21 protein-coding genes are annotated in these 17,185 nt (G+C 71.7%); 3 read left to right on the forward strand and 18 right to left on the reverse strand.

Features of this window, described 5'->3' with window-relative positions:
• Positions 1 to 8: 8 nt before the first annotated feature.
• The 8 genes from KBX43_RS11910 to KBX43_RS11945 form a co-directional block, all read right to left on the reverse strand.
• A complete protein-coding gene (locus KBX43_RS11910) occupies positions 9 to 374 on the reverse strand; it encodes an NADH-quinone oxidoreductase subunit A (protein WP_013283601.1) in 366 nt (121 codons plus the stop codon).
• A 119-nt stretch (positions 375 to 493) separates the two neighbouring features.
• A complete protein-coding gene (locus tag KBX43_RS11915) occupies positions 494 to 1,768 on the reverse strand; it encodes a geranylgeranyl reductase family protein (RefSeq protein ID WP_043330724.1) in 1,275 nt (424 codons plus the stop codon).
• A gap of 134 nt (positions 1,769 to 1,902) precedes the next feature.
• Positions 1,903 to 2,121 (reverse strand): hypothetical protein, encoded by a 219-nt coding sequence (locus tag KBX43_RS11920; protein WP_030500769.1) that lies wholly within the window; start codon positions 2,119 to 2,121, stop codon positions 1,903 to 1,905.
• A gap of 76 nt (positions 2,122 to 2,197) precedes the next feature.
• Positions 2,198 to 2,908 (reverse strand): demethylmenaquinone methyltransferase, encoded by a 711-nt coding sequence (locus tag KBX43_RS11925; protein ID WP_064448431.1) that lies wholly within the window; start codon positions 2,906 to 2,908, stop codon positions 2,198 to 2,200.
• A gap of 100 nt (positions 2,909 to 3,008) precedes the next feature.
• Positions 3,009 to 4,268 carry a cell wall anchor protein gene (locus KBX43_RS11930; RefSeq protein ID WP_210884414.1) on the reverse strand — a complete coding sequence of 420 codons (1,260 nt, stop codon included), beginning with the start codon at positions 4,266 to 4,268 and terminating at the stop codon, positions 3,009 to 3,011.
• Positions 4,269 to 4,696: 428 nt separating this feature from the next.
• On the reverse strand, positions 4,697 to 5,887 hold the full coding sequence (mqnC, locus tag KBX43_RS11935; RefSeq protein WP_030500766.1) for a cyclic dehypoxanthinyl futalosine synthase: 1,191 nt from the start codon (positions 5,885 to 5,887) through the stop codon (positions 4,697 to 4,699).
• 73 nt (positions 5,888 to 5,960) lie between these two features.
• A complete protein-coding gene (locus tag KBX43_RS11940; RefSeq protein WP_043327321.1) occupies positions 5,961 to 6,371 on the reverse strand; it encodes a type II toxin-antitoxin system VapC family toxin in 411 nt (136 codons plus the stop codon).
• The gene (locus tag KBX43_RS11945; protein WP_013283593.1) at positions 6,368 to 6,646 is read right to left on the reverse strand and encodes a type II toxin-antitoxin system Phd/YefM family antitoxin; all 279 of its coding nucleotides are present in this window, start codon (positions 6,644 to 6,646) and stop codon (positions 6,368 to 6,370) included. Before KBX43_RS11945 ends, KBX43_RS11940 begins: the two co-directional genes overlap by 4 nt.
• Positions 6,647 to 6,750: 104 nt before the next feature.
• Between KBX43_RS11945 and KBX43_RS11950 the strand changes: the two genes are divergently transcribed.
• Positions 6,751 to 7,401, forward strand: coding sequence for a hypothetical protein (locus tag KBX43_RS11950; protein ID WP_307851507.1), 651 nt, complete (start codon positions 6,751 to 6,753; stop codon positions 7,399 to 7,401).
• Positions 7,402 to 7,413: 12 nt separating this feature from the next.
• Here the strand turns inward: KBX43_RS11950 and paaE are convergent, their stop codons facing one another.
• The 5 genes from paaE to paaA are packed head-to-tail and all read right to left on the reverse strand — an operon-like array spanning position 7,414 to position 11,066.
• Complete coding sequence (gene paaE / locus KBX43_RS11955; protein ID WP_210884416.1) at positions 7,414 to 8,526, reverse strand: 1,2-phenylacetyl-CoA epoxidase subunit PaaE; 1,113 nt, start codon at positions 8,524 to 8,526, stop codon at positions 7,414 to 7,416.
• On the reverse strand, positions 8,523 to 8,999 hold the full coding sequence (gene paaD, locus KBX43_RS11960) for a 1,2-phenylacetyl-CoA epoxidase subunit PaaD (RefSeq protein WP_113972200.1): 477 nt from the start codon (positions 8,997 to 8,999) through the stop codon (positions 8,523 to 8,525). The genes paaE and paaD overlap by 4 nt, the downstream gene beginning before the upstream one ends.
• Positions 8,996 to 9,718, reverse strand: coding sequence for a 1,2-phenylacetyl-CoA epoxidase subunit PaaC (paaC, locus tag KBX43_RS11965; RefSeq protein WP_210884420.1), 723 nt, complete (start codon positions 9,716 to 9,718; stop codon positions 8,996 to 8,998). The genes paaD and paaC overlap by 4 nt, the downstream gene beginning before the upstream one ends.
• Complete coding sequence (gene paaB, locus KBX43_RS11970; RefSeq protein ID WP_064448426.1) at positions 9,715 to 10,002, reverse strand: 1,2-phenylacetyl-CoA epoxidase subunit PaaB; 288 nt, start codon at positions 10,000 to 10,002, stop codon at positions 9,715 to 9,717. Before paaB ends, paaC begins: the two co-directional genes overlap by 4 nt.
• Positions 9,999 to 11,066 (reverse strand): 1,2-phenylacetyl-CoA epoxidase subunit PaaA, encoded by a 1,068-nt coding sequence (gene paaA, locus KBX43_RS11975; RefSeq protein WP_043327333.1) that lies wholly within the window; start codon positions 11,064 to 11,066, stop codon positions 9,999 to 10,001. The genes paaB and paaA overlap by 4 nt, the downstream gene beginning before the upstream one ends.
• Before the next feature lie 366 nt (positions 11,067 to 11,432).
• Between paaA and KBX43_RS11980 the strand changes: the two genes are divergently transcribed.
• On the forward strand, positions 11,433 to 12,413 hold the full coding sequence (locus tag KBX43_RS11980) for a hypothetical protein (RefSeq protein WP_043327335.1): 981 nt from the start codon (positions 11,433 to 11,435) through the stop codon (positions 12,411 to 12,413).
• Positions 12,413 to 13,348, forward strand: a complete 936-nt coding sequence (locus KBX43_RS11985) for a hypothetical protein (RefSeq protein WP_187693541.1) — start codon at positions 12,413 to 12,415, stop codon at positions 13,346 to 13,348. The genes KBX43_RS11980 and KBX43_RS11985 overlap by 1 nt, the downstream gene beginning before the upstream one ends.
• A gap of 44 nt (positions 13,349 to 13,392) precedes the next feature.
• On the opposite strand, the gene KBX43_RS11990 is transcribed toward KBX43_RS11985, so the two are convergent.
• The 5 genes from KBX43_RS11990 to KBX43_RS12010 form a co-directional block, all read right to left on the reverse strand.
• On the reverse strand, positions 13,393 to 14,244 hold the full coding sequence (locus KBX43_RS11990; RefSeq protein WP_030500756.1) for a menaquinone biosynthetic enzyme MqnA/MqnD family protein: 852 nt from the start codon (positions 14,242 to 14,244) through the stop codon (positions 13,393 to 13,395).
• Between the two features lie 134 nt (positions 14,245 to 14,378).
• Complete coding sequence (locus KBX43_RS11995; protein ID WP_210884422.1) at positions 14,379 to 15,620, reverse strand: MFS transporter; 1,242 nt, start codon at positions 15,618 to 15,620, stop codon at positions 14,379 to 14,381.
• A gap of 40 nt (positions 15,621 to 15,660) precedes the next feature.
• Positions 15,661 to 16,242 carry a helix-turn-helix transcriptional regulator gene (locus KBX43_RS12000; RefSeq protein ID WP_043327342.1) on the reverse strand — a complete coding sequence of 194 codons (582 nt, stop codon included), beginning with the start codon at positions 16,240 to 16,242 and terminating at the stop codon, positions 15,661 to 15,663.
• A 55-nt stretch (positions 16,243 to 16,297) separates the two neighbouring features.
• On the reverse strand, positions 16,298 to 16,618 hold the full coding sequence (locus KBX43_RS12005) for a helix-turn-helix transcriptional regulator (RefSeq protein ID WP_043327344.1): 321 nt from the start codon (positions 16,616 to 16,618) through the stop codon (positions 16,298 to 16,300).
• Positions 16,615 to 16,968 carry a type II toxin-antitoxin system RelE/ParE family toxin gene (locus KBX43_RS12010; protein WP_043330725.1) on the reverse strand — a complete coding sequence of 118 codons (354 nt, stop codon included), beginning with the start codon at positions 16,966 to 16,968 and terminating at the stop codon, positions 16,615 to 16,617. The genes KBX43_RS12005 and KBX43_RS12010 overlap by 4 nt, the downstream gene beginning before the upstream one ends.
• Positions 16,969 to 17,185 lie beyond the last annotated feature (217 nt).

Below are 17,185 nucleotides of genomic sequence, written 5' to 3' on the forward strand. Positions count from 1 at the left end.
CTACCTCCTCAGTCCCAGTCCAGGCCGCCGCGACGCCAGACATAGGCGTAGGCGACGAAGACCGCGACGATGAACAGGACCATCTCCACGAAGCCGAAGATCGGCAGAGCGTCGAAGGAGACCGCCCAGGGGTAGAGGAAGATGATCTCGATGTCGAAGACGATGAAGAGCATCGCCGTCAGGTAGAACTTGATCGGGAACCGGCCGCCGCCGACCGGCTGCGGGCTCGGCTCGATGCCACACTCGTACGCCTCGAGCTTGGCCTTGTTCAGACGCCGCGGGCCGGCGAGTCGGGCAGCGGCCACGGAGAACAGCGCGAACGCCGCAGCGAGGGCGAACAGCCCGATGATGGGTGCGTAAGGAGAGAGCGTCATCGTTGTCCCCTGCTCGTCCTTCCCTGACCTCGGTGGTTGGCCAAAATCACACTATTCACGTCCCTGAGACCTCGGTCGTCGGGGGGTCGATCTCTGTCCGGCTCGTGGTCGGTCGTCTTCTACACGGCCGGGGCCACCTTCGTCATCGCGTTGATGACCCGGTCCATCGCGTCCCCGCCGCGCGGGTCGGTCAGGTTGGCCAGCAGCTTGAGCACGAAGCGCATGAGCATCGGGTGCGGCATGCCGTGCTTGGTCGCCATCCGCATGATCTCGGGGCGGCCGATGAGCTTCACGAACACGCCGCCGAGCCGGTAGTAGCCGCCGAAGCGGGCCTTCAGCTCCTGCGGGTACGCCATCAGGGCCCGCTCCCGTTCCGCGCCGGCCGGGCGGGCCAGCGCCTGCACCATGACCTCCGCGGCCATCTCGCCGGACTCCATCGCGTACGCGATGCCCTCGCCGTTGAACGGGTTGACCATGCCGCCGGAGTCGCCGACCAGCAGGACCCCGCGGGTGTAGTGCGGGACCCGGTTGAAGCCCATCGGCAGCGCGGCCCCGAGGGTGGGACCCTCCGCGTTGGACTCGTCGGTCATCCCCCACTCCTCGGGGGTGTTCGCGAGCCAGTCGGTGAGCAGCTTGCGGTAGTTCGTCTTGCCGAACGCGGAGGACGAGTTCAGCACGCCGAGGCCGACGTTCACCCGGCCGTCGCCGAGGCCGAAGATCCAGCCGTAGCCGGGCAGCAGCGCGTCGCTGCCCTTGGCCCGCAGCTCCAGCCACGACTCCAGGTAGTCGTCGTCGTGCTTGGCGGGCGAGCGGTAGTAGCGGCGGACCGCCACGCCGATCGGGCGGTCCTCCCGCTTGGCCAGCCCGAGGGCGAGCGGGAAGCGGCCGGAGACGCCGTCGGCGGCGACCACGAGCGGCGCGTGGAAGGTGGCGGGCTCCTTGTCCGGGCCGACCTCGGCCTGCACGCCGATCACCCGGTCGTCGGCACCGAGCACCGGGCCGAGGACGTTGACGCTGGTGCGCAGCTTCGCCCCGGCGGCGACGGCCCGCTGCGCGAGCAGGTCGTCGAAGTCGAGCCGGGTCCGCACGAGGCCGTAGTTGGGGAAGCTCGCCAGGTCGGGCCAGTCCAGCTCCAGGCGCACCCCGCCGCCGATCACCCGCAGGCCCTTGTTGTGCAGCCAGCCGGCCTCGGGCGAGGTGTCCACGCCCATCCGGATGAGCTGGCGCACGGCCCGGGGCGTGAGCCCGTCGCCGCAGACCTTCTCCCGGGGAAACTCCGTCTTCTCCAGCAGCAGCACGCGTACGCCGTGCCGCGCCAGGTGGTACGCCGTGGCCGATCCTCCGGGACCGGCGCCCACGACGATGACGTCGGCGTCGTTCTCCACCGCGGTCATCCGCGCCTCCTCCCGCATGCTCGTGAAATGCTTCACAAGCCCATCCGGATGGAGTCTATGACCGCTGTTACACCAGGACGCGTTGAGGGGGGCCTAACTTCGCGGAAACGGGCCGGTAGGCGGGCCGAAACCGGTCAGGGGCGAGCCGGCGCGGCCGGTCCGAGCCCGGCGTCGAGCCGGATCGCCTCGGGCAGGTGGTCACGCAACGCGCCACCTGCCGCACGGTCGAGCGCCGCCAGCACCTCGGCGACGACCTGCCGGACATCAGCGGGATCCGCGCCGGCCAACTCGCGGAGCTGGGCGATCAGCTCGGCGGCGTCGTCGTCGGTGGCGGCCTGGTCTGGTCCCGTCATGCAGGCGAGCCTACGGGGACAAAGTAGACCAGAACCGGATATTCACGAAATGACCGGCTAACGCCTGGTCGGCCGGTCAGTTTCGGACGGCCCGGTGCAGGGCCACCACGCCCCCGGTCAGGTTGCGCCACGCCACCCGGCCCCAGCCTGCCGCGCCGATCCGCGCGGCCAGCGCCGGCTGGTCCGGCCAGGCCCGGATCGACTCCGCCAGATAGACGTAGGCGTCGGGGTTGCTGGACACCGCGCGCGCCACGGCCGGCAACGACCGCATCAGGTACGACAGGTAGACGGTGCGGAACGCCGGGTTGACCGGGGTGCTGAACTCGCAGACCACCAGCCGCCCGCCCGGCCGGGTCACCCGGGCCAGCTCGCGCAACGCCGCGTCGGTGTCGTTGACGTTGCGCAACGCGAAGGAGATGGTCACCGCGTCGAAGCTGGCGTCGGCGAACGGCAGCCGGAGCGCGTCCCCGGCCAGCAGCGGCACCGACGGGCGGGTGCGCTTGCCCGCGTACAGCATGCCCAGCGACAGGTCGGCGCCGACCGCGTACGCCCCGGAATGGGCCAGCTCCTCGGTCGAGACGCCGGTGCCGGCGCCCACGTCGAGCACCCGCTCGCCCGGCGCCAACCCGAGCGCCGCCCGGGTGGCCCGCCGCCAGGACCGGTCCTGCCCGAAGGAGAGCACGGTGTTGGTCAGGTCGTAGCGGGCCGCGACACCGTCGAACATCGCGGCTACCTCGTGCGGCTGCTTGTCCAGGCTGGCGCGCTGGCCCTGCGGGGTACGGCTCACCCCTCCACTCTGCCAGCCGCGCCCCTTCCGCCCCGCCCCGGGTACGCGAGAGGGCGGGGTGGTCGCCCACCCCGCCCTCTCCGTGTCCACGGTGACGGTGTCAGTCCTCGGTGCGCTCCTCGCCCGGCGTGACGAGCACCACCTTGCGGCGCCGGGACAGCATCATCAGCGCCACACCGGCGGCGACCACCGCAGCGCCGATCCCGCCGATCAGGCCGACCTGCATACCGGTCACCGGCAGGCCACCGCCGCCGGTGCCGCCACCCGCGCCACCACCGGAGGTCGGCGTCGGCACCGCGGTCACGCTGCCGGTCGGGGTCGGCTCGGCGGTCGGCGTCGAGGTCGGCTCAGCGCTCGGCGTCGGGCTCGGGGTCGACTGCGGGCTCTGGTCGACGAAGACGTCGAACTGGGCGGTGTTGTCGCCGTCGTCGGCCTCGGAGAACGCGCGACGCTGCGCCGAGGTGGCGGCCTTCGGCTGCTCCTCCGGCGTGCCGGAGGCCGCCTCCAGCCCGGCGGCCCAGACGAAGCCCGGCCGGAGCAGCTTCTCGGTCACGTCCGCGCCGACCTTCACCCGCACGTCGGCGGTGTAGTACTGGCCGGGCTTGAGCACCGCGCCCAGGTCCTCGCAGTACGCGTTGGCGAAGCCGCCCAGGTTCTGCTCGACGCAGCCCTCGGGCAGCTCGGCGAAGGTGACACCGGCCGGCAGCGTGATGCCGTACGCGACGCCCGTGGCGTTCTCGCTTCCGTCGTTGAACACGGCCCAGTCCAGCGGCGCGGTCTGGCCCGGCCGGACCGGGCGCAGGTTCGCCTCACCGGCGTCGTCGCCGTCGACGACCACGTCGGCGTACACGTCCTGGACCCAGGTGGTGAGGTCGTAGCCGGGGTCGGTGACGGTGATGTCGTGCTCGACCGTGTCCAGCACGCCGGCGCCGTTGGCCGCGCTGATCGACACCGTCAGCGTGCCCGCCCCGCCCTTGCCGCCGGTGGAGAACAGCGGGATGCCGAAGTCCTCGGTGGTCCCGGCGGGCACGTCGCCCAGCAGGCAGGAGAAGGCGGTGCCGCGGATGTCGCAGCCCTTCGGCGCCAGCACGCCGACCTTGCCGGGCTTGAGGTCCTTCGTCTCGACGGTGACCCGGACGCCCTTCGCGTCGACGGTCCCGGCGGCGTTGTTCACCTGGAACTTGAACGGCTTGGCCTTCGCCTCGGTGACGCCCTTGGCGAGCTGGTAGCTGAGCGGGATGAGCTGGAGGTCGGCCTTGTCGGCGGCGTACGCCGGGCCGGCGACCGCGCCGAGGCCGGCGGTGGAGAGCAGGGCCACCACGCCGGCGCGCGCCAGCGTGGACCGGTAGCGGAAGGTCATGGTTCCCCCGGGGGTAGGGACGTGCCGATCAACGCACGGAACGAAGGGACGGTACCGGAGCGACGCATCGCCGCGCCAGCGTCGTACGGTGGGAATTCCCATCGATTCGACAGACGGCAGGGGCGGGATGGTCACCCATCCCGCCCCTGCCGCGGTGCGTTATGTGAACGGCCCTCATGGGCCGATGGAGGACGACGGTCCCCGACGGACGCCGCCAGCGTAATGGCGTCGCCGGCTTGCCGGGCGGTGCTCACCCGGGTCGCCGCCGACCTGTTACCTGCCTGCTCGCGGCCCGGATCGGTGGTGTCGCGCGGGCAGGCTAGCCGCCGGTGATCACGCAGGTGAAGACCCCTGGCGGAAGCTTCACCGGAAACGGGCGGAGCTCCGGCCGCACGACGGGAGCCGACCGGCCGAACGGGGGAACGAGGTCAGTTGACCTCGACCAGCGGCAGCGACTTCCCGGCCCCGCCGCCGGGCAGAGCGATCGACGAGAAGTGCGAGACCACGCGGTCGTCGCTCGGGTCGTCGGCGGGCGTGTGGTGCACCGCGAGCCGGTTGTAGAGCGTGTCCCGCTGGGCGGGGATCCGGTCGGCCGACCGGATCATGCCGATCAGCTCGTGCAGGTTGGAGCGGTGCCGGGCCCCGGCGGAGGAGATGACGTTCTCCTCCAGCATGATCGAGCCGAGGTCGTCCACGCCCATGTGCAGCGCGAGCTGCCCGACGTCCTTACCGGTGGTCAGCCAGGACGCCTGCAGGTGCGGCACCGTCTCGAAGAACAGCCGGGCCACCGCGACCAGCCGCAGGTATTCCAGCGTGGTCGCCTGGGTGCGGCCCTTCAGGTGGTTGTTCTCCGGCTGGTACGTCCACGGGATGAAGGCCCGGAAGCCGCCGGTGCGGTCCTGCACGTCGCGGATCATCCGCAGGTGCTCGATGCGCTCGGCGTTGGTCTCGCCGGTGCCCATCATCATGGTGGCGGTCGACTCCAGGCCCTGCCGGTGGGCCAGCTCCATGACCTCCAGCCAGCGGGCGCCGGACTCCTTCAGCGGCGCGATCGCCTTGCGCGGCCGGTCCGGCAGCATCTCGGCGCCGGCGCCGGCGATCGAGTCCAGGCCGGCGGCCTTGATCCGGGCGATGGCCTCGTCCAGGCTCACGCCGGAGACCTTCGCCATGTGCAGGATCTCGCTCGGGCCGATCGAGTGGATCGCGAGCTGCGGGTACGCCTTCTTGACCGAGGAGAACAGCTCCTCGTAGTACTCCACGCCGTAGTCCGGGTGGTGGCCGCCCTGGAGCATGACCTGGGTGGCGCCCAACTCGACCGCCTCGCCGCAGCGGCGCAGGATCTCCTCGGTCGGGTGGGTCCAGCCCTCCTTGTGCTTGGGGGCCCGGTAGAACGCGCAGAACTTGCACGCCGTCACGCAGACGTTCGTGTAGTTGATGTTGCGGTCGATCAGGTACGTGACGATGTTGTCCGGGTAGCGGCGCCGCCGTACCGCGTCGGCCGCCTCGCCCAGCGCGTGGAAGGGCGCGTCGGTGTAGAGCAGCAGCGCCTCCTCGGGCGTGATGCGCCCGCCGTCCGCGCCGCGTTGCAGGATGTCGTCGATCTCCCGGTTCGCCGTCACACTCCCGAGCGTACGTCGCGGGCCCGACGGCGGGAAACGCCACTCCTCACCCGGTGACGAGAGACCCACCCGGTCAGGGCATCCCCGGACTGGCCACCGGCAGCCCGATCGCCCTGGCCGCCTCCAGCAGCCGCTTGTCGTACGTGACGAACGCGACGAACTCGGCCGCCGCCTGCCGGGCCAGGACCTCGGCGGTGGCGAGGTGGACGGCGTCCAGGCTGCGCAGCATCGGCTCCGGATACGCGCCCGCCGTCGCACGGACCGTGGCGTCGATCTCGACCCGGTAGAGACGTCCCAGCACCGAGGGGACACCCACCAGCGCCTGTGGAGCGGCACGACGCAACGCCCGCGGCACCTCCACCTCGACGAGAGCCGACGACACCAGCGCGGTGCCGGCGCGCTCGTTCAGCCAGCCGAGCAGATCCGGCGTCTCCGCCTCCCGCCGCAGCATCTTGATGACCGCCGCCGAGTCGAGGTAGATCACCAACGCTCCTCGTCGCGTGCCTCGACCAGCGCGGCCGCGGCGTCCACCGTGGGATCCCCGAGCACCGGCGGCATCGGGACCGGGCCGGTCGTGGTCGGGGCCGTGGCCCGGCCCTCGGCCACCAACCGGCCGAGAAGCGCGTCGCCGGCCAGCACCGGGACCAGGCGGGCGATCGGCTCACCCCGATCGGTCACCTCGACCGTCTCACCGGCGCGCACCCGCGCCAGCACCCGGCTGGTGTGCTGGTTCAGCTCCCGGACGGCGATCTGCTCCATCAGGCAAGTGTAGAACGTAACGTTCTACCCGTCACGGATGGTGGTCGACCCGAAGCGCCACCGCGGGAAGCGGAGCGCTGGCGTCGCCCGTCTACGCTCTCGGCGTGTCAGTCGTATCGCCCCCGCCCACCCCCGTACGCGTGGCCGGCGCCCGCTCCGCCCTCTGGTCCCTCACGATGACCGCCGTGCTCGTCGGCTTCGGCCTCGCCGTGATCGTCGTGACCGCGGCGGTCGGCCACCTCACCGTGGGACTCCCGATCGCGGTGCCGATCTCCGTCGGCCTGGTCGGCTGCCTCGCCTTCGCGGTCGGCCTGCGCCTGCTGCACCGGGGCTGGTGGCTGACCCTCCTGTCGGTGCTGCCGGCCCTGTTCGTGCTGGTGGGCGCCGTCCAGCTCGCCCCCGAGTCGGTGCTCCGGGAGCGCGGCGTCGCCCAGCAGGTGACCATCACCGACGTGCAGACGGCCGGCAAGCGGCACGAGTTCGCCCTCCAGGGCGACGCCGGCCGGCTGGACGAGCCGCTGGTCTACCGGGGCAGTTCCCCCGGCTACCGGGTGGGCCAGCGGCTGACTGTGCTCGTCGACCCGCGTGATGAGGTGGAACTGACCGACGCGCGGGACGTGGACCCGGACGGAAAGCGGGGCATGCTCGTGTTCGGCGCGGCGGGATGGACCCTGTTCGCGCTCGTCGGCGGGTGGCGCGGCCACGTCAGCCGGGCCCGTGGCCGCGCCGCCACGGCACCGCCCGTGGTGATCTGAGCGGCGGCGCCGCTAGGCGTCGTAGTCGACGGTCAGCTCGTCGGTTACCGGACTCGACTGACAGGTCAGTACGTAACCGGCGGCCACCTCGTCCGGCTCCAGCGCGTAGTTGCGCGCCATCGTCACCTCGCCGGACGTCACCTTGGCCCGGCAGGTCGAGCACACCCCGCCCTTGCAGGCGTACGGCAGCTCGCCGCGCACCCGCAGCGCCGCGTCCAGCACCCGCTCGTCCCGGCCCATCGTGAAACTGGACGAGCGCCCGTCCAGCACGATCGTCACGTCGGTGCCCGCGCCGGGCCGCTCGACCTCACGCCGGACCGGCTCCGGCAGGGCGTCGACGTGGAACAGCTCGGTGTGCACCGCCGCGTCCGGCACGCCACGACCGGCCAGCACCGCCTTGGCGTCCACCACCATCCCGTACGGGCCGCAGAGGAACCACTCCTCGATCTCGTCCCCCGGTACGACGGTGTCGAGCAGCCGGGTCAGCCGGTCGGCGTCGATCCGCCCCGACAGCAGCGCCGACTCGCCCATCTCCCGGGACAGCACGTGCACCAGGTGCAGCCGGGTCGGATAGCGGTCCTTCAGGTCCGCCAGCTCCTCGGCGAACATCACCGAGTTCGCCGTGCGGTTGCCGTACACCAGCGTGAACGTGCTGCGCGGCTCGGTCGCCAGCGCGGTCGCGGCCAGGCCGAGGACCGGGGTGATGCCGGAACCGGCGACCACCGCGCCGTACCGGCGGACCCGGTCCGGGGTGAACGCGGAGGTGAAGTGGCCCAGCGGCGGCAGCACCTCGACGGTGTCGCCGCCACGCAGCGCGCCGCAGGCGTACGCGGAGAACGCCCCGCCCGGCACCTCACGCACCCCGACCCGCAACCGGCCGTGCCGGGCCAGCTCGTCGGGGGTGGAGCAGATCGAGTACGACCGCCGCACCTCCCCGCCGTCGGCGTCGGCCGGGCGGCGGACGGTGAGGTGCTGCCCGGCGGAGAACGCGAACGTCTCGCGCAGCTCCTCCGGCACCGCGAACGTGATCGACACCGAGTCGTCGGTGAGCCGGTCCACGGCGGCCACGGGCAGCGGGTGGAAGACCGGCCGGCGGCGAACCGGCCGCGTGATGGTGACAGTCACAGCGCCTTCAGGTGGTCGAAGGGTTCGGAACAGGAGCGGCAGCGCCACAGCGCCTTGCACGCGGTCGAGCCGAAGCGGCTGATCTGGGTGGTCTCCGGCGACCCGCAGCGCGGGCAGCGTACGGCCAGCGTCAGCGGCACCACGGTGTCGTCGCCGCGCGGCGCGGGCGGGGCGATGCCGGCGGCGGCGAGCTTGGCCCGCCCGGTGTCGGAGATCCAGTCGGTGCTCCACGCCGGGTGGTAGACGGTGCGGACCTCGGCGTCCGGATGCCCGGCGGCGGCCAGCGCCCGGCGGATGTCCGCCCGGATCACGTCCATGGCCGGGCAGCCGGTGTAGGTGGGGGTGATGGTGACGACGACCCGGCCGGTGCCGGGCTCCTCGTCGACGGCGCGCAGGATGCCCAGCTCGTCGATGGTGATGACCCGGATCTCCGGGTCCACCACCGCCGCCGCGGCGTTCCTCGCGCTTGTCACCAGCTCGCTCCGGGGTGGGCGCGGTGCAGCACCTGCATCTCGGCGAGCAGGTACGAGAGGTGCTCGGTGTGCAGGCCGTCCCGGCCACCACCGGGCGTCCAGCCCGTCTCCGGGCGGGTGAGCGTCGCCTCGTCCAGCACGGCGGCCACAGTGGCGTCGAAGTCGGCCCGAAGGGTGGACGGGTCGACCGGCGCCGCCGGATCCGGGTTGAACAGCTCGTGGACGTACGGCCACACCTCGTCGACCGCGTCCTGCATGCGCCGGTGCGACTCCTCGGTGCCGTCGCCGAGCCGCTTCACCCACAGCGCCGCGTGGTCCAGGTGGTACGCCGACTCCTTGCGCGCCTTGGCGCCGACCGCCGCGAGCCGTTCGTCCGCGCAGCCGGCCAGCGCCGTGTAGAGCGGCACCTGGTACGCGGCCAGGAAGAACAGCTTCGCCATGGTCACGCCGAAGTCGCCGTTCGGCAGCTCGACCAGCAGGCAGTTGCGGAACTCGCGGTCGTCGCGCAGGTAGGCCAGGTCGTCCTCGTCGCGGCCGGCGCCCTCCAGCTCGCCCGCGTACGTGAGCAGCAGCCGCGCCGCGCCGAGCTGGTCGAGGGCGATGTTCGCGAGCGCGATGTCCTCTTCCATCTCCGGCGCGCGGGAGGTCCACTCGCCGAGGCGCTGCGCCGCGATGAGCGCGTCGTCGCCGATGGCGAGCGTGAAGTCGAACCGGCTCATAGGTGCGCCGCCCCTTCGGGGACCTCGTAGAAGGTGGGGTGCCGGTAGACCTTGTCGGCGGCCGGGTCGAAGAACGAGTCCTTCTCGTCCGGGCTGGACGCGGTGATCGCGCTCGCCGGCACCACCCAGATGGATACGCCCTCCTGGCGGCGGGTGTAGAGGTCCCGGGCGTTGCGCAGGGCCAGCTCGGCGTCGGGGGCGTGCAGGCTGCCGACGTGGGTGTGCGACAGGCCACGGCGGGCCCGCACGAAGACCTCCCAGAGGGGAGAGGACGAGCTGCTCATGCCGCCACCGGCTCCTTTCGATCTGACCGCTTCGCGGCGTACGCCGCGGCGGCCTCCCGTACCCACGCGCCGTCGGCGTGCGCCTTGCGCCGGTGCGCCATGCGCTCCCTGTTGCACGGCCCGTTGCCCTTGATGACCCGCATCAGCTCGTCGTAGTCGGGCTGGGTGTAGTCGTACGCCTGGCGCTCGTCGTTCCAGCGCAGGTCCGGGTCGGGCAGGGTGAGGCCGAGCACCTCCGCCTGGCCGACGCACATGTCGACGAAGCGCTGGCGCAGCTCGTCGTTGGAGAAGCGCTTGATCTTCCAGGCCATCGACTGGGCGCTGTGCGTCGAGTCGCCGTCCGGCGGGCCGAACATGGCAAGTGACGGGTACCACCAGCGGTCCACCGCGTCCTGCGCCATCGCCTTCTGCGCCTCGGTGCCGTGCGCCAGCGTGTGCAGGATCTCGTAGCCCTGCCGCTGGTGGAACGACTCCTCCTTGCAGACCCGGATCATCGCCCGGGCGTACGGGCCGTAGGAGCAGCGGCACAGCGGCACCTGGTTGACGATCGCCGCGCCGTCCACGAGCCAGCCGATCGCGCCGACGTCGGCCCAGGTCAGCGTCGGGTAGTTGAAGATCGAGCTGTACTTCTGCCGCCCGTCGAGCAGCAGGTCCACCAGCTCGTCGCGGCTGATCCCGAGCGTCTCGGCCGCCGCGTAGAGGTAGAGGCCGTGGCCGGCCTCGTCCTGCACCTTCGCCAGCAGGATCGCCTTGCGCTTGAGCGACGGCGCCCGGCTGATCCAGTTGCCCTCCGGCTGCATGCCGATGATCTCGGAGTGCGCGTGCTGCGCGATCTGCCGGATCAGCGTCCTGCGGTACGCCTCGGGCATCCAGTCGCGGGGCTCGATCTTCTGGTCCGCGTCGATGACGTCGGCGAAGTACGCCTCGACGTCCTCGCCCGGCGCCGGACCGCCGCGCCGCGCACGCGCCGCCGCTTCGCGCAGCGCCGCCTCCGCGGCCTCCACTTCGCCGAGCAGGCCGCCGCCCGGAGCGTCCTCCGGCGGAGCGAAGTCATTGCCATACATGTAGCTAGTGTTACAGCTCGGCACGATTGACACCAGAGGGTGTAACAGCATTCGCGAGCCGCCTTCCACGACCGGACAAGCGCCTGCCGTCATCGCCAGCAATCGGAGAGTGACTGTGATGTCGATCACTCGATGAAGGTGAAACCTCCCAAGGCTGGCAAAGCACGTCAATAACCCGCCCTTCCCACCAAGTCGGCGGGTGTCGAGACCTGGCATATCGACAGTCCGGAAGTAGACTTCCCCCGGCAAGCCGTTCGGCTCCAAGATCGTCACCGTTCAGGCCAACGTCCCCCGGCCTTGTGGCGACCGGAGCGAAACCTGCGGAAGCGCCGGTCCCCCCGGCCATACATCTGGAGTTCACCACTCATGCGACCTCGCGTGACCATGGTGCTCGCCATCGTGGCGGTCCTCGTCGGTGGCGTCATGCTGGTGCCCGCCGCGTACGCCAAGTTCGCCGGCGGCAGCGGCGAGGGCGGCATCGGCGGCGGTGGACAGGTCCCGGCGCCGAGCCCGACCGCCCCCGCACCGCCGACGCTCGCCGACGCGCCGGTCTCGGTGAAGTTCGAGGGCGAGTTCTTCTCCTGGGCACTGATGGACCGCGAGACGGGCACCGTCACCGGCGCGAAGAACATGAACCAGACCAGCTCCACCGAGTCGATGCTCAAGGCCTGGATCGTCGCGGACTACCTGCGCCAGCTCGGCGAGAAGGAGCCGAGCGACGACCTGAAGAAGGCGGCGATCCTGGCGATCCGGGACAGCGACGACGACGGCGCCAACCGGGTCTACCGGGCGGCCGGCGGCTCCTACCGCCCGCAGCCGGGCGGCAAGCCGGACCCGGTCATCGCGCGCGCGATCCGGATCTGCGGCCTGACCGACACCAGGCCCGGCGACGTGCCCGACTACGAAGGCTGGTGGAGCTTCACCGAGATGTCCCCCCGGGACGCCGTTCGCCTCGGCGACTGCATCGCCGACGGCCGCGCCGCCGGGCCCAAGTGGACGAAGTGGCTGCTCAGCGAAATGACCAAGGTGGCCGGCAGCGTCAAGCAGCAGGAGGAGCGCTCCGGCGGCGGCCGGTGGGGCATCATCGACGGCCTGCCCGCGACGATCAAGGCGCAGGGCCCGGTGCACATGAAGAACGGCTGGACGCGGCTCGCCTACGACGGCAACTGGCACGTCAGCTGCTTGGCGTTCACCGACAAGTGGAGTCTCTCGGTCATGATGCGCTACCCGGCCAGGGCCGGCCTGTCGTACGGCGCGAAGATGTGCGCCAGCGTCGCCACCCAGCTCGTGACGCCGCAGCCCGGCGCCGCGCTCAAGGTGCCGCAACAGCCGGCCGGGAAGCTCTGATGGCCGGCGCCCGGCGTCGACCCGGCAGCCATCGCCGCCCGCTGGCGTTCAGCGCCCTGGCAGTGGTTCTCCTCGGACTGCTCGGCCTCTCCCTGCGGGTGATCCCCGGCTCGCCGCTGGAGGCCACCGCAAGCTCGCACCCCGAGCCGACCAACGAGCGGTCCGCCCGGCAACCGGTCGACCGCAACGCGCCGCGCGTCGCCCCCTCACCGGCGCTCACCCCGCTGCCGTTCCAGGAGAAGAACCTGGACAGCCTGAAGATCAAGGGCTGGTACGCCTGGTCCGTGCTGGACAAGCGCACCGGAAAGATCATCGGTTCGGCGAACATGGACGAGACCAGCACGACCGCTTCGCTGATCAAGTCCTGGGTGGTGGCCGACTACCTGCGCCTGCGCGCCGAGGACGGCAGGACGCCGAGCGAGGCGAAGCTGGCCGACGCCACGAAGATCATTCGCGACAGCGACAACACCCGCGCCCAGGAGTTCTACGAGAGCGTGGGCGGTTCCGACTCGATCGAGCGGCTCATCTCGATCTGCAAGCTCACCGACAGCGCGGTCGCCGACGACGGCGGCTGGAGCCGCACCGAGCTGTCCCCCCGGGACACCGCCCGGCTCGGGCTCTGCATCGACGACGGCCGCGCGGCGGGGCCGAAGTGGACCAAGTGGCTGCTCAACGAGATGCGCCAGGTACGCGCCCCCGGTGACTTCGGCATCCGCAAGGCGTTCCCGGCCGCCCAGCAGAAGAAGATCGCCATCAAGAACGGGTGGATCGACCGGGACAAGGAAAAGGAGTACCACGTCAACTGCCTCGCCATCGGCGAGACGTGGACGATGGGCGTGATGGTCCGCAGCCCGTTCGGTGTCGAGGGCGGCTGGGAGTACGGCATGGACGCCTGCGAACGGATCACCAAGGCGCTGCTGCGCCCGGCCACCTGATCCGCCCGGCCGCCCACCGCGGGGTCGGCAGCCGGGCCGCACGCTCAGCCCTGGAAGAACTCCGGACCGTCGGCCGGCAGCGCCGGCACCTCCCCGTACGCGGCCGCCCGGCGGGCGAACTCGCGCAGCCCGGCCACCTGCCGCTCACCGAGCGAGAAGTCCAGCGCCCGGAAGTACGTGGCGAGCGTGTCCGCGTCGAACGTCTCCCAGCGGGCCGCCGCCTCCGCCACCTGGTCCAGCTCGGCCAGGCACAGGTCACGCGAGCGCAGGAACGCCTCGTGCACCTCCTTGACCAGGCCGGGGTGGGCGGCGGCGAAGTCACGGCGTACCGCCCAGACGGCGAAGACCATTGGCAGTCCGGTCCAGTCGTGCCACGCCTGACCCAGGTCGGTCACCTCGAGGCCCTTGGCGGGCGCCTCGTACAGCGCGCGCAGCGCCACGTCGCCGATCAGCACCCCGGCGTCGGCCTCCAGCAGCATCTGGGTCAGGTCCGGCGGGCAGCGGAAGTACTCCGGCCGCACCCCGTGCCGCTCGGCGAGCAGCAGCTGGGCCAGCAGCACCCCGGTACGCGACGTCGAGCCGAGCGCGACCCGGGCGCCGTCCAGCTCGCCCAGCGGGCGGGTGGACACCATGTTCACCGAGAGCACCGGCCCGTCGCTGCCGACCGCCAGGTCGGGCAGGAGCAGCAGGTCGTCGGCGTGCTTGAGGAACTCCACGAGCGTGATCGGGCCGATGTCGAGGTCACCGGCGACCAGGTCGGCGCTGAGCCGGTCCGGCGAGTCCTTGTGCAGGTCGACGTCGATGAGCGCGCCGGACCGCATCAGCCCCCAGTAGATGGGCAGGCAGTTGAGGAACTGGATGTGCCCCACCCGGGGGCGGGCGATGCGATCGGCCATGACCCGACCGTATCGCCGCGACCTCTCCCCCGCCGCCGGGGGATCCGATGGAGTGGTGAACCCCGCACCCGGCGGTAAGGAAGGGCCCCTTGTTAACGCCTCCGGTAGCGGAAGGGGCCCTTCTTAACACCAGCTCACGCGGCCTCCGCCGCCACGGCTGCGGCGGGGACGACGGCGCGCTCGGCGCGTACCGCCCGGCGGACCGGCCCGGCCAGCGCCGCCACCACCAGCAGGCCGGCCACGCCGCAGCCGGCGATCAGCGTGCGCGGGCCGGCCACCTCCAGCAGCAGGCCCCCGACCAGGTAGCCGCCCATCGCGGCGCCCTGTGCCGCCGCGCCGAAGACCGCGAACGCCCGGCCCCGGGTCGCCTCCGGCACCCGCCGGGCCAGCAGGAGGTTGTTGAAGACGTTGTCGCCGCCGTTACCGACCCCGCCCAGCAACCAGATCGGCACGAGCAGCCACGCCGAGGGCACCGCCGCCGACACGAGCACCGCCAGGCAGCATCCGCCGAGCAGCACCAGCCCGGCGCCGAGCAGCGCGCCGTCGTCGGCGAGCCGGCGGGCGACCCGGGCGAACAGCCACGCGCCGAGCACGATGCCGAGCGTCCACGAGCCGGTGACCAGCCCGTACACGGTGGCGCTGCTGCCGAGCGTCTCCCGGATGAAGAAGACCTCGATCACGTTCACCGCCCCGACCGCGCCGATCACCGCGGCCACGCTGCCGACCATCACCGTCAGCAGCGGGTCGCGCCGGAACCGCCACGGGGGCGCGACCGCCGCGGCGGCGCCGACGGTCACCCGGCGGCCACCCCTTCGGGTACGGACGAGCAGCCCGGCCGCCACCAGGGAGAGATAGCTGAGCGCGCCGAGGAGCAGCGGTACCCGGGTGCCGAACTGGCCGACCAGGAGCCCGGCCAACGCCGGTCCGGCGAGCGCGCCGAGTGTGCCGGCGGTCTGGTTGAGCGCGCCGGCCCGGGGCAGGTCCTCCGGCCGCACCATCACCGGCACCAGCGCGGAGATCACCGGCTGGGAGACCGCGAGGCCGGTGGCCAGAAGTGCCACCAGGGCGATCACCAGCGCCGGACCCGGTGCGTAGGCGAGCGCCAGGCAGGTCGCCCCCTGACCGAGCCCGGTCGCGATCAGCAGCACCCGGCTGTCCACCCGGTCGGCGAGACGACCGGTCAGCGGCGCGAGCGCGACCAGCGGCAGCGTCGCGGCGAGCAGCAGCCCGGAGACGGCGAGCCCACCGGCCCCGGCGGACTGGAGCGCGAGCGTGAGGGCGCTGGTGACCAGGAAGTTCCCGCAACTGGAGATGCCACGCGCGGTGGCCGCGAGCCAGACGTCCGGCCAGCACGAGGAGCCAGATGCGAAGGACATACTTCGAAAATAATCCTTCACACCTGGTGCGCGCAACCCCTCAGTCGATGGGCATCGCCCGGTACTGAGCCGCCACCGCACGGACCCCGGCGGGTGGATCGGCCCGATGCCGCCGCCGGTACGGCTCCATCAGCGCCTGGATCGCCTGGTTCAACTCGCTCAACTCCTCGGCGGTCACCAGCAGCACGCTGTCGCTGAACCAGGTCGCCGCGTACCACTCCGGCGACTCGTCCGGCGCGCGGCGCAACCAGTCCCGGACCCGCTGGGCGTCGCGGACCATGTGCGCCTCGACCAGGGCCGCCTCGGCGGCGCGTGCCTCCGGTTCGGCATCCGGCCCCACCTCGACGTGGAACGACGGATTCACCGCCTGCCACACCCGCTCCCGCGCGTCCCCCCGGCCGGGCGCCTGCCGGATCAGCCCGAACTTCGCCAGCTCACGCAGGTGGTAGCTGGTCGCGCTCGGCGACAGCCCGGCGATCTCGGCGCACTCGGTGGCCGTCGCACCGCCCTCCAGCGTGCCGAGATGTTCCATGATCGCCATACGGGCCGGGTGAGCCAGCGCCCGCATCACCTGCGGGTCGCTGATCGTCACTCGGCGCTGCTCGGGCCGCGCCTCGGTCATGCCCCAATGATCCCGCGCCGCCGACACCTGGACACGCAGGGTGGAGCCCGTCGACTCAGGCGACCTTGAGCTGCTCGTCGCCGAAATCGGCGATCAGCTTGAGCGTGCCGCCGAGAGCGGCGATGTATCGCGCGAGCACGTCCTGGGTCGCGACACTGCCCGCCTCGATCTGCGACACCCGCGCGACCGACACACCCATCCTCAACGCGACCTGCTCCTGAGTCATCTCGCGCCGCTTGCGCAGCTCCGCGAGACGCCACCCGCGGGCCTCGTCGAGCATGCCACCGATCGCGGCCTCGAATGCCTGCACACCACCGGCGGTCTCCACCGCCCGGCCCAGGTGCGAGGTGTCACGCCACCGCTTGACGCCGCTCATCGAATCTCCTCCTGCCGCTCCTTGAGATAGGTGTCGTAGAGCTGCTCCGCCTCCGGAATGGCATCCCGGTACCAGCGCGTCCACTGCCCCGACTTGTCGCCGGCGACCAGCAGAACCGCGGAGCGCCACGGGTCGAAGACGAAGAGAATCCTGATCTCGGTGCGCCCGGCAGAGGGAGGCCGCAGCTCCTTGAGGTTACTGAGGCGAGATGCGGTGATGCTGTCGACCAGCGGGCGCCCCTCGATGGGACCGTTGCGTTCCAGCACCAGGATTGCCTGGTTCACCAGGCGGTGCGACTCACGGTCGGCAGCGTAGAGCTCATCGAGGAAGTCCTCGACCTGCCCGGTCATCAGAATTTCCCACTCCACTTCTCACCCCCGAACTTAAGAATATTATTAAGAGCCGGGTCGGTCGAGTGACACGCTCGGCAGGAAAAATCGGTGGTGCGGGCGGCTGGATGGCCGTAGCGTGGATGGCCGCCCGACGGCCGCGGTGAGCATGCACCGCAGCGGACGTCCCCGCGCCGGGAGCAGGCCAACCGCCCCGGACACGCGAGCGAGCCTCAGT

This window comes from Micromonospora sp. C41 (assembly GCF_018070485.1).
Lineage (GTDB): Bacteria > Actinomycetota > Actinomycetes > Mycobacteriales > Micromonosporaceae > Micromonospora > Micromonospora chalcea.